We start from the raw sequence: 13,497 nt of genomic DNA, 5'->3' as shown, positions 1-13,497 counted from the left end.
AACTCCTAAGACCTTCTGCTAATCCCCTCCTGCTTCATGCGCTCAATAACATCACGCCACCTTGATAGTCTGCTGGTAGACGAAGAAACTTGTGCAGTTTTACCCGGCTGCCAAATACCCGAATCATTAAAACTGAATACAGGAATTAAGTCCGTTCGTTGAGAACCTGGCAACACATTAGACACTAAGCTATCTAGCACCAAAGGATCCGATGAAGGGGAATCATAGTATCCCAAAACCATATGTGCTTGCGTTACTCGGCTTCTACCAATTTTCGCTTTTACATAAATTAGGCGAAGTTTAGAACTATCGATACCTAAGTGTAGCAGAGCTACATATTTTGCAATGGCATAATCCTCACAATCTCCGCGAGAATGACCAAAAAGTTCCGAAGGCGTGGCCCAATAGTCTTTTTGTTTGAAAACGATATCGTCGGTAGCGTACTGGATATGCTCGTCAAAGAAAGCGTTTACACCGATAAGCTGCTCTTTAACAGCCTTATTTTCAAGGTCGTGAAGTTTAGTTTCTAGCGCACTGACATGTAAGGCTTTGTCAGCTCCAAAATTATTTTTAACTTCCTGTTCGAGCTTTGGAAACTCGATGACATAGTGATCCCTCAGTTGTTGTCCAGCCAGTAGCAAGGCTACTAATGCTAAGCAGTGCGACGCAAACAGAGAAAGGGTCATATTTTTATTATGTAGGTCATACTAAAGTATAAGAGAGAGTACTTGTCTCTATCTGAAGTTTAAGTATTAGATACTATACGTAGTTATAGGTATAACACGGGTTTGTTGATATTCCAACCCTGTTTCCCCAACGCCAGTGACTTACATTTGATAAAGTGAAAGCTAATTTACTTCTTAACTACAAAATCGTTTTCCTGAATATTCGCAGTAATTCCCGATGTAGCGTTTACTACCACAGACGAATTGCCATATGCACTATCAACAATAAATGTACCGGGGTAGAGCGTATATTGAAGATATTTTCTACCGCGATTATCGACCACCTCTTTGGCCTGATAAAGATATAGTTCATCTTTTTCAGATATGCCATTATCTCGCCCAAGAGATATCGAAATTTTATTGTTCGCAATATTGATAACACGACCCGTTACAGGTTGGCAGGCTGTCGACTCTTTAATATCTTCTATTAATTGGCTTATTGAGCCATCAATCGCCTGACCGTAGCGTGATTGCCAAAAAGTGGACGAAAATTCATCGATGTCTTCAAATCTGTCAAACGTCCACTCTTCATTAGCATTGTAAGAGGAACTGAACAATAGGCCGCCGTTTATTCCGTCATAAACTTGTACAGACATTGCAAAAGCACGGTGTGAAGTGTTGCTTCGCCATGGTGTAAACATGGATGCTTCTTTTTGTGTAACGCTTAAATCATCAATAACCCCGACAATAACGAATTGCGTGTTACTTTGATCTGATAGTGTACGTACGTTTTTGTCGGTATATCGGCTATCAAACTTTGCAGTATGGGGAGCAACGTAAGTAATACTGAGATTGTCTGTCTGTTCTTGCATTGCCTTAGCTAAACGCTGCGTAAACGCCTTATCAAAGTGTGGAATATTTCCTTCAGTCAGTTGTGTTCTGTTTCTTATTCTAAAGTGAGTAGTCGCAAAGTGCTTTTGGTCCTGCTGTGCTGAGCATACTTCCCCTCTAGGAAAGATGTCTGCACGTACACTAACTGTGACTACATCACCGTTATAAGTTTCGCTGACGAGCTCTAACTGCTCGACTTCTCCTGTCGAACGGATCGTCATCTCTTCGTTTTTCAGAAGCCCATTAGTTAGTTTGGCTACACTTTGCACTGACGCTCCAGCAAACAACATAGCTTGTTTTAGCGCATCCTGTGTTGCTGCGCGTTTTGCTGCTTCCTTGTTACCGTTCATTACCACAGCCTGTCCAGTGGCTTCATACCAAACGGCATGGGCTTGCCCAGCGATTAGGCTAAGTAGGCAAACAGCGGCCATTGCTCTGCTTAAACATGCCATTAGCGTTGTTTTGCTTGCTTGTCGCACGTGACACCTCTGTGGTTGTTTAGTTATTGCGATTAAATAATGTCGTAATTAATGCGAGACCTACGCGAGTTCTATGCGAAAAAAGTGCCAATTAAAGTGGGAAGCTATCTTTAAAAGCAAACGGGCGCATATATTGCTTATTTCCTTCGTACCAGGGTATATGACTGCAAACTGTCGTTATGGAATCTGATGTTATTCATAACGCTTTGTTGAAATGTTATTAACCTATAAAGGGCATAAAGGTAAATATTTAGACGTCACTAACTCGTTATTGATGTACAAAGAGGTTTTAAATTATGTGGTTGAATGGACTAAAAAATTCGAGATTACTTTTGCGGTCTTCCATGATTGGCCTGGCAATTTCTTTGAGTGGTTGTGGCATTATTGATAAACACGTTGAATGGGAAACCGTTGAGCCTGAAACTTACCCTGTTTTAAAGGCGGTTGGTTACGCACCGATTTCATCGCAAAAAGGCGAGTCTGACAGTATGAAGCTAATAATGGCGATGAAAGCGTCAAAATTAGATGCATACCGCGAGTTAACCGAGCAGGTGTATGGTCAAAAAATTGAAGGTAGTCAATCTGTATCACGTCTTGTTGTTGACAGTGAAACGTTACGCGCGTCTGTGGAAGGAGTAATAAGAGGCGCCGAGGTCGTTAAGACTTATCCCGTGGGTGAGGATACCTACGTTACGGAGCTTTCTTTAGATATGCAGCAAGTCTACGATATTTATTTGTCGACTGCTAAGCCGCGTCGAGTGAAAGATGTAAAGTATTACTAGGAAGTAAGTTAAAGGCGATTCGCGCTAATTACATTGCAGTGGGATGCTAAAAAATACGCGATAATCGAGTGGGATTAACTGGTGATGTGGTTTATGCACAGCGTAGTTAACGCTTTAGGGCGATACAAGGCTATTTAAAAGCCTATGCACTTACTCCAGAGCCTAAGGCTCCGCCTTTCGGCTTCCCTTTTTTGTCGTAAGTAAGTGATTCTTTTGCTCGAACTTCCATCATCAAATTCCGCAAATGTGTGAGGCGTAGCTGTCCTTGCTCTACGGCTTTTTGATTAACCTGTGTTCGATATTTGCAATCTTCCAGAAGCTTCTTGGCGTTAGCCATTAATGCTTCATCGTCTTCCGACATCGCATCTTCGTTAGCAATAGCATCTTCGATACTTGAATCCAGTGATTGAATAGAACCCAGAAGGTCTGTTTTTTCGTCTAACAAATTCGTCAATGATTCGGCGTCACGCGAGCTAATAAGCTGCAGTTCTTTTTCAAGCAGCGACGCAAGTGAAGTCATTTGCTCCACTTGACGTGATAATGCTTGTGTTAACTGGCTTACTTGTTCTGTCACTATACTTGTCTCATTGAACGTGTCTGATAAATTCTAACTAGTTATTTGACACCAGATTATTTAGTGCCGAATTATTTAGTACCAAAAATCTCGGATTCTAGCTTTGAGATTTTATTAGCAAGCACTTCAGGATTAACCTTGTACTCACCACTTTGAATCGCTTTTTTAAGGCGATCAACTTTTTCCTGATTCACAGGAGCCTCAGTCCCTTTTTTCTGGACTTGATTCAGCTGCTGAGCAGATTGCGTCAATGAAACCGAATCTTGTCTCGGCGCTGCGGCCGTTTGTGCCGATTGCGCTGAAGCTTGTTGTTGAGATTGCTGCGTCTGGTTCTGCTGCGCTACTTTCCCATTATCAACGGGCGTTTTAGGTAACCCATTGTTTATATTGTTAATTGCCATATCTAGTCCTCACTACTCTCTTGCCTCTGTAATATATATCGGCCTTTAGACTAATATCTTTAGCTAAATTGAGAACAAAATAGTAGATATTTTACACTTACCTTTATAAGTGTATCACGACTTCTTCAGGGCTTGCGACTCTGGCAATAATGGCCTTTTGGCTACTGGCATTGATAACCTTTATATTATCGCCAACCACACCATCTTGCTGCGCTATTCCAGCAGTCTTAACTTCCATTCCCGCAACCTCGGCAGTAATAGTTATTCTATCGCCTTTGCACACAAAGCATAGCATATTAGACTGTATTGCTTGTCCATCGGTAATGCGGCGTTTCATTCTAGCGCCAATTAACGATTCTAAATCGGTAAACGCGGTATAGCGTAAACGTCTCACATCTACTTTTGCCTTCGTTAAATTTGATGAGGTTAATACCGTTCCAGGGCTAATTGCGCCCTGAGTCACCACAATTTCTTTAGTTCGCGTCACTTGGCCGCTGGTAAACAAATACCACTCGTTATTTTTACAGCTTACACGAACAGATATGTAGGATTGGCTCAACGCTTCCTGTGAAGCATTATATTGGAAACCGGTTGGACAGTCTGGGATATTTATCCGATCGTCTATCTTCACAATATCCACATCAATGTTAGTATCCTGCGCATTATCAGTAAGTTGATTTATCAAATACTGCTTGGCACCGCTTTCAACTTGTTCATGATTGGACGCCGCAGCATAGCAGTGCCTACTTAGTGAGCCGATTAGCAAACCAACTACTAAGCAGGTGAACGAGCGAGAGAATCTGGTACGCATTTTTTCGTTTATCTTTTTCATCATGACATTTCGTGTTCAGTTTGCGATTAATTGACTATGCTTAGTGAAATCTATGTTTGTAAACAGCGGGTTTAACAACAATAGTTAGTTCAAGGTGTAAAAGTACACGCTTCAACATGACATGATTCAATAGGCAGTATTAAAACGTTAGTGAAGCTTGATTAAACCTTCAGTGTCATTTTTCTGTCGTTTGACCTGCAAAAATTTAGTGATATTGTCTATTCTTATCATAAGAGGCAATGATCATGCCCAGTATTACTTAGAGGTGACCTATGTCGGGTATTTTAGATTCGGTAAACCAGCGAACGCAGCTTGTTGGGCAGAACCGCTTAGAGTTGTTGCTGTTTAGACTGAACGGCCGTCAGCGGTTTGGGATTAATGTGTTTAAAGTGCGCGAGGTATTGCAGTGTCCTCCGCTTACGGCAATGCCAAAACTAAATCCACTAGTTCGTGGGGTGGCACACATTCGTGGCCAAACTATTTCGGTTATTGACCTGAGTATGGCTACGCGTGGTCGTAAAATTGAAGACCTCTCTAACGCGTTTATCGTTATTGCTGAATACAACCGCTCGGTGCAAGGTTTTTTGGTTGGCGCTGTTGAGCGCATTATCAATACCAACTGGGATGCCATCATGCCACCACCTCAGGGCACGGGGCGCGCCAGCTATCTGACGGCAGTTACTGAGGTTGAAAACGAACTCATTGAAATACTAGATGTAGAAAAAATTCTCAATGAGATTTCTCCGCTAAACGCTGAAGTGAGTGCTGACGTGGCCGAGGGGCTAACCACAGAAGGTCAAGAAAACAAAATTATTTTTATAGCGGATGACTCGGCGGTAGCGAGGAATCAGGTGAAAAAGGCGCTTACGTCATTAGGTCTTGAAATCGAGCTTGCTAAAAATGGTCTTGAAGCACTTAATCGTCTTAAACAAATTGCTGAAGAGTATGGCGACGTAACCAACCGCGTTGGTGTACTAGTTTCTGATATTGAAATGCCCGAAATGGATGGCTATACCCTGACTGCAGAAATCAAAAATACTCCTGAACTTCAAAAACTTCACGTTGTTCTGCACACTTCATTAAGTGGGGTTTTCAACCAGGCAATGGTACAAAAAGTTGGCGCAGACGACTTTATAGCGAAGTTTCACCCAGACGAATTAGCGACTGCTGTACAGAAGTGGCTGATGACCGAGTGCGAATAACGGAGCAGGAAAGGATTGGCTAATAAAGACGTTTCGCCCGCGAGCTACCAAAAGTTCAGAGAGTTTCTTGAAAAGCAATGCGGTATAGTTTTGGGGGAGAATAAACAATACCTCGTCCGCAGCCGTTTGGCTTCATTGCTTTTTAAGCATAAGTACGAATCTGCAGATGAACTGATAGACGTTGTTGTACGCGGTTTTGATCGCACCTTGTTACAAAGTGTTATCGATGCAATGACGACCAACGAAACATTATGGTTTCGCGATAACTATCCCTTTGATCTTCTTTTAAAGGACCTATTGCCATCCTTATCTACTAAAAATCAGAAGGTTCGCATTTGGAGTGCGGCTTGTTCGTCGGGGCAAGAGCCTTATTCCATCGCAATGTCCGTGCTTGAGTATCAACGTCAACGTCCAGGCGCTTTGAGAGCGGGCGTTGAGATTGTGGCCACCGACTTATCATCAGAAATGCTGCAAAAATGTGAATCAGGTATTTATGACGAACTTTCTCTTGCCAGAGGGTTATCTCCACAGCGAAGACAAGCTTTTTTCCAACAAAACGAAAAGGGACTTATGCAGGTGAAGCCTGAGGTTCGCCGTATGGTAAGCTTCAGAAGTTTGAACCTGCTTACAAGTTATGCCGCGCTCGGTCGGTTTGATATTGTGTTTTGCCGCAACGTGTTGATTTATTTTTCAGCAGAAGTAAAGCAGCGGATCCTGCAACAAATTGCCGGACAACTGCAGCCTAACGGCGTTCTATTTCTTGGCGCGTCAGAGTCTATAAGTGCCGCCAGTGATATCTACAGCATGGTGAAGTGCCACCCTGGTCTTTACTACCAAAAAAAATGATCTAACTTATCGGCTTGATAAATAAAGTTTTTTAAAACTCAAGCCGAATTACCAACCCCTTTACTTTCCGTCAAAATCCCATTGTGGCATCTGCCTTGCTAACTATTTAAACAAACGACAGTAAATCGGCAAAAGTTTAACGCTTATATTTCCGTTTAGCTTGTCTACACGAAACGTTTTTAAAGTATGTCAGAGGTCATGTTATGGCTATTAACCTAGATAAGCTGGTGGGCTTTCACGAGTCAGCACTGAAGATACGCACAGAGCGTATGGAGGTTATTTCGGGGAATCTAGCTAACGCCAATACCCCTGGTTACAAAGCCAGAGATATTGATTTTAACAAAGCCATGCAGTCGGCAATGAGCGAAGCATCTAGTGGAACCAAACAACATGCTTCTTCCGGATTGGTAAGGACAAATGAACGCCACCTAGGCGGCAACTCTTCGTCTGTTGCGGCAAATTTTGACATGCAGTACCGCGTTCCCACCCAGCCGGATACCGGCGACGGTAATACGGTAGAAGTCCAAGCGGAAAGAAACCGATTTTTAGACAATGGATTGCGCTACCAAGCAAGCCTTGAATTTTTGAATGGAAAAATTAAAGGCATGAAAAAAGCACTTAGCTCAGGAGGTCAATAGTCATGAGTTTATTTAACGTAATGCAAATTTCGAGTACGGGTATGGAGGCGGAAAATGTCCGTCTTAATACCACGGCGAGTAATATTGCTAATGCAAACTCGGTAAGTAGCAGCTATGACGAAACCTATCGAGCTCGCCACCCGGTTTTTGCAGCGGCATTACAAGACGCTATGCGAGATCAGTCGAAGGGCGCAGGTGTTCAAGTTAAAGGCATAGTGGAAAGTGATGCACCACTTCAGGTGGAATACGCGCCTAATAACCCAATGGCAGACGAAGAGGGCTATATCTACAAACCTAACGTCAACATTGTAGAAGAAATGGCGAATATGATGTCGGCTTCTAAAGCGTATGAAACAAACGTACAGGTAGCGGATACCACCAAACGAATCTTCCGCCGCGTACTTCAGTTAGGTCAAGGGCAGTAATTTGCCGCTTGAATAATGTGAGGATTAATCAGTGAACACCATAAATAACACCGGCTTAAATACGGACCTGTACTGGCAGGAAGAAACGGTAAAAGTTGCCGATGGTACCGAGCAGCAGCTAACCCAAGAAGATTTCTTTTCAATGTTGACGGAACAGCTTGCCAATCAGGATCCTACGGCACCGGTTGATAACGATCAGATGGTGGCCCAGATGACGTCATTTACGATGGCTGACGGCATCTCCCAGCTTAACGAGAAATTCGAATCGTTTGCGGCTTCAATGACATCTAATCAAGCACTGCAGGCATCGAGTCTCATCGGACAGAACGTGCTAGTTCAAGGTAATGTCGGTTACATGGCGAACGAAGGGGAAGGGCTCTCAGGCGTTATTGTAAACGAGAAAACGGTTCAAAACATGACGATAAACATTGAGAACCAGTTTGGAGAAGTAATCAAAACCATTGATGCAGGAACACAAAGTGCCGGCAACATTGAGTTTGAATGGGATGGCAAAGATAAACATGGCAACCAAATGGAACCTGGTGAATATGTTATTAGCGCCACTGGCGAACTAAACGGTGAAGGTGTTCAGCTGAATACTGCCGTCAATCGTCACGTTGGAAGTGTCAGCTTGGCCGGCAGTGGTCAGGGCGTAATTTTGAATTTGGATGGTGATGTCAGTATCAATCTTGATGACGTCATCCAAATCGGCAGTTAGTAGGAGAATCAATAATGTCTTTTAATATTGCACTGAGTGGCGTATCGGCCGCACAAAAAGATTTGGATGTAACCGCCAACAACATCGCAAACGTTAATACGGTTGGCTTTAAAGAATCACGAGCTGAATTTGGCGACGTTTATGCGGCATCACTGTTGTCAGGTGGTAAAACCAAAGTGGGTGACGGTGTTCTTACTCAAGAAGTTGCACAGCAATTTTCCCAAGGTAGCCTTCAGTTTACCAATACATCGCTTGACCTTGCGATTACGGGTAACGGCTTCTTTGCTACCGTACCTGAAATTACTTCTCGTGATTTCTCATTCACTCGTGCTGGGCAGTTTAAGTTAGATAGTGATAACTTTGTGGTAAACAGTAACGGCGACAACCTTCTGGGCTTCCCAGTAAACTCTGATGGTACAAGCGCATCAGTTGCACTAAGTACGACTGAACCAGTGCGAATTCCAGATTCATCAGGTTCACCTGCGCAAACCACAGAAGTTGATATTCGTATGAACTTACCTGCAGGGGATGCTGCGTTAGATCCGCAAGATTTTGACCCGGAAGATCCACTTACCTACAACGCCGCAACATCGGTGACGGTATATGATTCTTTAGGTGATAGTCACGTAATGACGTATTACTTCATTAAAGACAACACGGTAGGGGTTGATAACGAGTGGTACGTTGCGACTGCAATAGACGATACCCTCGTCGATATGACAGATTCTACAGGCGCTGATACTGACCCAGCTACCGCCGTCAATTCAGTTGGCGGTAACACGGGTAACGCCGTAACCGCATCTAAACTTATTTTCTCTCAGGGCGGTGATTTCTCTGGTATGGAAACGCCAGATGGCTTACCTACGCTAGACTTTAAAATGCAAACTGAAGCACTAGGTGCGGGTATTCTTGCAAATGGTTCGGATCCTACGCAACAGATAAGCATTGATTTCAATCTAGATGTGAATAACGCTACGCCTAACGAGCCAACTCAGTTTGCTTCAGCGTTTGAAGTAACGTCATTAGAACAAGACGGTTTGCCAGTTGGTCGACTGACGGGTATCGATATCGGCCCTGACGGTTTGGTTCGCGCTACCTTCTCTAACGGTACATCAGAGCCTATTGTTCGTGTTGCCCTGGTACGTTTTTCTAACGAACAAGGCCTAACTCAAGAAAGCAGTACTCAATGGAAAGAAAGTATTCTTTCAGGTGAGGCACTAGCGGGTGAAGCTACAACCGGTACGTTTGGAGAAATAAATTCTTCTGCGCTAGAACAAGCTAACGTTAACCTGACTACCGAGCTTATCGATATGATTATTGCTCAGCGTAACTTCCAGGCTAATTCACGAGCTCTGGAAGTAAACAATTCACTAAACCAGACTATTCTGAACATTCGATAGTTAAGGTAAAGCGCCGTTTATTAGAATATAAAAGCGGCAATACATTGGCGTATAAGGCTTCCATTATTGCCGATATTTACAAGAGCCGCACAATAGCGGCTCTTTTATTTTCCTTTAAATATCAATTTAATACCTTTCATATTTTCTACCTGAGTTAAAAATCCACAGATTGGCATCGCCTTTGCAAAATCTTGTTTAAGGTTTAATCAGAGTCAAAAGTCAGTCATGGACAAACTTCTCTATATTTCAGCGAGTGGCGCATCCCAAGACCTATTAGGTACGGGGATTAGAGCCAATAACTTAGCCAACGCGCAGACAACCGGGTTTAGAGCTCAATTAGAGCAAGCGAGATCGATGCCGGCTTACGGTGAAGGTTTGCCAACCCGCGTGTTTTCTATGACTGAAAGCCCGTCTAACAATTATGAATCGGGTCCAATGATTAAAACGGACCGAGATTTAGATGTGGCCATTCAAGGGGATGGTTGGTTTGCGGTACAAGATCAAAATGGTCAAGAAGCTTATTCCCGTGATGGCAACTTCAAACTAGGCGATGACGGAATTTTGACAGACATTCACGACCGTGTGGTGCTAGGGGACAACGGGCCGATTTTTTTACCTGTGCCTCTTGATAACCTAAACATTGCCGCCGACGGTACCTTATCCATGAGACAGCTAGGAGCCCCAGCCAATGTTATCGAGGAGGTAGGCCGTCTCAAGCTAGTTTCTCCAAACTACGCGGATATGGAGCGCGGCACCGACGGCTTATTTAGAATGGAAGATGGCTCCATTGCGCCGGCCAATGCCAACGTCAAAGTAATGTCTGGCATGCTTGAAGGCTCAAACGTTAATGCTGTTGAAGAGATGGTGGACATGATAAGCCTTCAACGTCATTACGAGTTACAAGTCAAAATGATGAAGCAGGCAGAAGAGCTTGATACTCGCGGTAACCAGTTGCTGCGCATACTGTAAATGAATTTTAAACACCGTTGCCCTTTGAGCAACGTCGGAGGTTAACATGCATCCAGCACTATGGATTAGTAAAACCGGACTAGACGCCGCACAAACCGATGTGGCAGTGGTGTCTAACAACTTAGCAAACGCATCAACTGTAGGCTTTAAAAAAGATCGCGCAGTATTTGAAGATTTGCTTTATCAGAATATCAATCAGCCAGGCGGTCGTTCTTCTGCTGACACCGAACTACCATCTGGACTAATGCTTGGTTCAGGTTCAAAAGTGGTAGCTACGCAAAAAGCACATACGCAGGGCAACTTGCTCACCACTGAAAATGCGTTGGATATGTCAATTCAAGGTCGTGGTTATTTCGAAATTTTGCAACCCGACGGAACAATCGCTTATTCACGAAATGGTCAATTTTCCTTAAACGACCAAGGGCAAATTGTTACCTCTGGCGCTGGTTTCTTGCTTCAGCCTGAAATTGCAGTTCCTGAAGATGCACAGCAAATTACTATTTCTCAAGATGGTGAAATCAGCGTGAGCATCCGCGGTCAAGCTGAACCTCAGGTATTGGGGCAGTTAAATATTTCTGACTTTGTGAATCCGACGGGGCTTCAGCCTACCGGACAAAACCTTTATGTAGAGACAGCGTCAAGCGGCGCGCCTATTCAGGGGATCCCTGGCTTACAAGGTTTGGGTTATATCTCTCAAGGGACGTTAGAGACATCTAACGTGAACGTGACCGAAGAACTAGTAAACCTGATCGAAAGCCAGCGTTTGTATGAGATGAACTCAAAAGTTATCTCGTCAGTCGACCAAATGCTTGGTCAGGTTATTCAGCAACTTTAGTAGGTAGCGTCATGCGTATTTTAGGTTTATCTGTTGCATTACTTTTACTTGGCGGTTGCGCCAGTACAAAAGAGCCTCCTGTTCAGGCAAATGATCCCTCGTTTGCGCCAGTAGTGCCAGATTACCCGCGTGAGACAGTGGTAGAAGACGGCTCGCTATTCCGCTCCCACATGGCTAACAGTTTGTACTCGGATGTTACCGCGAGAAGAGTAGGCGACATTATTACTGTCACCCTTAACGAGAGTACATCTGCGAGTAAATCTGCAGATACTTCTACAGCCAAAGATACCAATGTAAATCTAGATACGATAACGGGTCTTGGCGGCCAGGCTGTGAATATTGGCGGTCAATCTATCCAACTAGGTATTGGCTCGTCTCGTGATTTCACTGGCGATGCAGCAGCAAATCAGAGCAACAGCTTAGACGGTGCTATTTCAGTTACGGTGGTGGATGTGCTGCCAAACAGCAACTTAGTTATTCGCGGTGAGAAGTGGCTAACGCTGAATCATGGTGATGAGTATATCCGTCTTACTGGCATTATTCGCCCTGCAGATATCAGTCCTGAGAATGAAATTGTATCTACGAAGGTAGCCAATGCTCGCATTCAATATTCAGGCACGGGTACTTTTGCAAGAGCACAGGAAAAGGGCTGGTTAACTAAGTTCTTTGATTCAACTTGGTGGCCTCTTTAGGTTTTGGTAGGAGAGTGGACATGCGTTTATTTTCAGTCGTATTAGCCGTGTTTGCACTGCTTTTATCTTCACAAGCAGCGGCGCAGCGTATTAAAGATTTAGCGAGCATACAGGGCGTACGTAGCAACCAATTAGTGGGGTATGGTCTTGTCGTTGGTTTACCTGGTACTGGGGAGCAAAGCCCATTCACCGAGCAGAGTTTTAGAACTATGCTGAGTAACTTTGGTATTAGTTTAGATGCTAATACTAAACCCAAAATCAAAAATGTTGCGGCGGTGGCTGTTCATGCTGAATTGCCTGCGTTTGCAAAACCAGGTCAAACTATTGATATCACGGTTTCGTCAGTAGGCGAAGCATCAAGCCTTCAAGGTGGAACACTTCTTCAAACGTTTCTTCGTGGTGTAGATGGCAAAGTCTATGCGGTAGCACAAGGAAGCTTGGTAGTGAGCGGTTTCGGCGCACAGGGTGGAGATGGTTCTCGCATTGTTGTGAATACACCTACGGTTGGCAGGATTCCCAATGGCGCCATGGTTGAACAATCGGTTCCTAGCGGTTTTGCCAATGGCGATACGCTAACCCTCAATCTTCATTATCCAGACTTTTCAACGGCAAAAGCACTAGCTGACACTATTAACGAGCGCTTAGGCGCACAACCTGAAAATGGCTACATCATTGCAAAGCCTATTGATGCCGCATCTGTACGGGTTACAGCCCCGCGGGATGTAGGTCAGCGTGTAGGTTTTTTGGCAACGCTGGAGAACTTTGAATTCACGCCTGCAGATGCGCCAGCGCGCGTAGTGATAAACAGCCGAACAGGCACCATTGTGATTGGTAGTGACGTTCGCTTATTACCAGCAGCAATTACCCATGGCGGCTTAACGGTGACTATTTCTGAGAATCAGCAGGTGACGCAGCCTAATGCATTTGCAGATGGCCAAACTGCCATAACCACCCAATCTATTGTTGATGTGGACTTGGCTGATAGCAGAATGTTTAAGTTTGAGCCTGGCGTTACCCTCGACCAGTTAGTGCGTGCAGTTAACGAAGTAGGCGCGGCACCGGGCGACTTGATGGCAATTTTAGAGGCACTGCGTCAAGCGGGGGCTTTACGCGGTGAGCTTGTAATTATCTAAAGCGAACAGTCTTTA

Annotated in this window: 16 protein-coding genes; 11 read left to right on the top strand and 5 right to left on the bottom strand. The window is 44.2% G+C overall.

The genetic code is table 11. From position 1 onward, the window contains the following. Positions 1–5: 5 nt before the first annotated feature. Together ACYX4N_RS16500 and ACYX4N_RS16495 are read right to left on the bottom strand one after the other, a co-directional pair. Entirely contained in the window at positions 6–686 is a 681-nt protein-coding gene (locus tag ACYX4N_RS16500; RefSeq protein WP_179982619.1) for a transglutaminase-like cysteine peptidase, read from the bottom strand. 167 nt (positions 687–853) lie between these two features. Then, on the bottom strand, positions 854–2,035 hold the full coding sequence (locus ACYX4N_RS16495; protein ID WP_476054778.1) for a flagellar assembly protein T N-terminal domain-containing protein: 1,182 nt from the start codon (positions 2,033–2,035) through the stop codon (positions 854–856). Positions 2,036–2,379: 344 nt separating this feature from the next. On the opposite strand from ACYX4N_RS16495, the gene ACYX4N_RS16490 reads away from it, so the two are divergent. After that, positions 2,380–2,817, top strand: a complete 438-nt coding sequence (locus ACYX4N_RS16490; RefSeq protein WP_476054777.1) for an LPP20 family lipoprotein — start codon at positions 2,380–2,382, stop codon at positions 2,815–2,817. Between the two features lie 142 nt (positions 2,818–2,959). On the opposite strand, the gene flgN is transcribed toward ACYX4N_RS16490, so the two are convergent. The 3 genes from flgN to flgA form a co-directional block, all read right to left on the bottom strand. Beyond that, the gene (flgN, locus tag ACYX4N_RS16485; RefSeq protein ID WP_476054776.1) at positions 2,960–3,391 is read right to left on the bottom strand and encodes a flagellar export chaperone FlgN; all 432 of its coding nucleotides are present in this window, start codon (positions 3,389–3,391) and stop codon (positions 2,960–2,962) included. A gap of 71 nt (positions 3,392–3,462) precedes the next feature. After that, a complete protein-coding gene (gene flgM, locus ACYX4N_RS16480; protein WP_474808286.1) occupies positions 3,463–3,792 on the bottom strand; it encodes a flagellar biosynthesis anti-sigma factor FlgM in 330 nt (109 codons plus the stop codon). Positions 3,793–3,895: 103 nt separating this feature from the next. Beyond that, positions 3,896–4,627: a flagellar basal body P-ring formation chaperone FlgA gene (gene flgA / locus ACYX4N_RS16475; RefSeq protein WP_476054774.1), complete on the bottom strand. Its 732-nt coding sequence runs from the start codon at positions 4,625–4,627 to the stop codon at positions 3,896–3,898. A 269-nt stretch (positions 4,628–4,896) separates the two neighbouring features. On the opposite strand from flgA, the gene ACYX4N_RS16470 reads away from it, so the two are divergent. The 10 genes from ACYX4N_RS16470 (at position 4,897) to ACYX4N_RS16425 (ending at position 13,482) form a co-directional block, all read left to right on the top strand. Beyond that, the gene (locus tag ACYX4N_RS16470) at positions 4,897–5,826 is read left to right on the top strand and encodes a chemotaxis protein CheV (RefSeq protein ID WP_179982624.1); all 930 of its coding nucleotides are present in this window, start codon (positions 4,897–4,899) and stop codon (positions 5,824–5,826) included. Positions 5,827–5,841: 15 nt separating this feature from the next. Next, positions 5,842–6,672 (top strand): CheR family methyltransferase, encoded by an 831-nt coding sequence (locus ACYX4N_RS16465; protein ID WP_179982625.1) that lies wholly within the window; start codon positions 5,842–5,844, stop codon positions 6,670–6,672. Positions 6,673–6,875: 203 nt separating this feature from the next. Next, the gene (gene flgB / locus ACYX4N_RS16460) at positions 6,876–7,310 is read left to right on the top strand and encodes a flagellar basal body rod protein FlgB (protein WP_474808281.1); all 435 of its coding nucleotides are present in this window, start codon (positions 6,876–6,878) and stop codon (positions 7,308–7,310) included. A 2-nt stretch (positions 7,311–7,312) separates the two neighbouring features. Next, a complete protein-coding gene (gene flgC / locus ACYX4N_RS16455; RefSeq protein ID WP_476054773.1) occupies positions 7,313–7,735 on the top strand; it encodes a flagellar basal body rod protein FlgC in 423 nt (140 codons plus the stop codon). Positions 7,736–7,766: 31 nt separating this feature from the next. Further along, positions 7,767–8,453 (top strand): flagellar hook assembly protein FlgD, encoded by a 687-nt coding sequence (flgD, locus tag ACYX4N_RS16450; RefSeq protein WP_179982628.1) that lies wholly within the window; start codon positions 7,767–7,769, stop codon positions 8,451–8,453. A 14-nt stretch (positions 8,454–8,467) separates the two neighbouring features. Then, a complete protein-coding gene (gene flgE, locus ACYX4N_RS16445; RefSeq protein WP_476054772.1) occupies positions 8,468–9,853 on the top strand; it encodes a flagellar hook protein FlgE in 1,386 nt (461 codons plus the stop codon). Between the two features lie 225 nt (positions 9,854–10,078). Then, positions 10,079–10,822, top strand: coding sequence for a flagellar basal body rod protein FlgF (locus ACYX4N_RS16440; RefSeq protein WP_474831628.1), 744 nt, complete (start codon positions 10,079–10,081; stop codon positions 10,820–10,822). A 46-nt stretch (positions 10,823–10,868) separates the two neighbouring features. Then, entirely contained in the window at positions 10,869–11,657 is a 789-nt protein-coding gene (gene flgG / locus ACYX4N_RS16435) for a flagellar basal-body rod protein FlgG (protein WP_039223165.1), read from the top strand. Positions 11,658–11,668: 11 nt separating this feature from the next. Further along, positions 11,669–12,349, top strand: a complete 681-nt coding sequence (flgH, locus tag ACYX4N_RS16430) for a flagellar basal body L-ring protein FlgH (RefSeq protein ID WP_476054769.1) — start codon at positions 11,669–11,671, stop codon at positions 12,347–12,349. A 20-nt stretch (positions 12,350–12,369) separates the two neighbouring features. Next, complete coding sequence (locus ACYX4N_RS16425) at positions 12,370–13,482, top strand: flagellar basal body P-ring protein FlgI (RefSeq protein WP_474808271.1); 1,113 nt, start codon at positions 12,370–12,372, stop codon at positions 13,480–13,482. Positions 13,483–13,497 lie beyond the last annotated feature (15 nt).

The sequence above is a fragment of the Alteromonas sp. ABH4_452 genome (genome assembly GCF_056311825.1).
Note: the sequence above shows the minus strand (reverse complement) of the source record. Positions and strands in the feature narration are given on the sequence as shown.

Coding starts and splice junctions, on each gene's coding strand:
- ACYX4N_RS16490 (WP_476054777.1), top strand. CDS start 2,380: ATGATTGGCCTGGCAATTTCTTTGAGTGGTTGTGGCATTATTGATAAA.
- flgM (WP_474808286.1), bottom strand. CDS start 3,792: ATGGCAATTAACAATATAAACAATGGGTTACCTAAAACGCCCGTTGAT.
- ACYX4N_RS16500 (WP_179982619.1), bottom strand. CDS start 686: ATGACCCTTTCTCTGTTTGCGTCGCACTGCTTAGCATTAGTAGCCTTG.
- ACYX4N_RS16425 (WP_474808271.1), top strand. CDS start 12,370: ATGCGTTTATTTTCAGTCGTATTAGCCGTGTTTGCACTGCTTTTATCT.
- ACYX4N_RS16440 (WP_474831628.1), top strand. CDS start 10,079: ATGGACAAACTTCTCTATATTTCAGCGAGTGGCGCATCCCAAGACCTA.
- ACYX4N_RS16470 (WP_179982624.1), top strand. CDS start 4,897: ATGTCGGGTATTTTAGATTCGGTAAACCAGCGAACGCAGCTTGTTGGG.
- flgG (WP_039223165.1), top strand. CDS start 10,869: ATGCATCCAGCACTATGGATTAGTAAAACCGGACTAGACGCCGCACAA.
- flgB (WP_474808281.1), top strand. CDS start 6,876: ATGGCTATTAACCTAGATAAGCTGGTGGGCTTTCACGAGTCAGCACTG.
- flgH (WP_476054769.1), top strand. CDS start 11,669: ATGCGTATTTTAGGTTTATCTGTTGCATTACTTTTACTTGGCGGTTGC.
- flgA (WP_476054774.1), bottom strand. CDS start 4,627: ATGATGAAAAAGATAAACGAAAAAATGCGTACCAGATTCTCTCGCTCG.
- flgE (WP_476054772.1), top strand. CDS start 8,468: ATGTCTTTTAATATTGCACTGAGTGGCGTATCGGCCGCACAAAAAGAT.
- flgC (WP_476054773.1), top strand. CDS start 7,313: ATGAGTTTATTTAACGTAATGCAAATTTCGAGTACGGGTATGGAGGCG.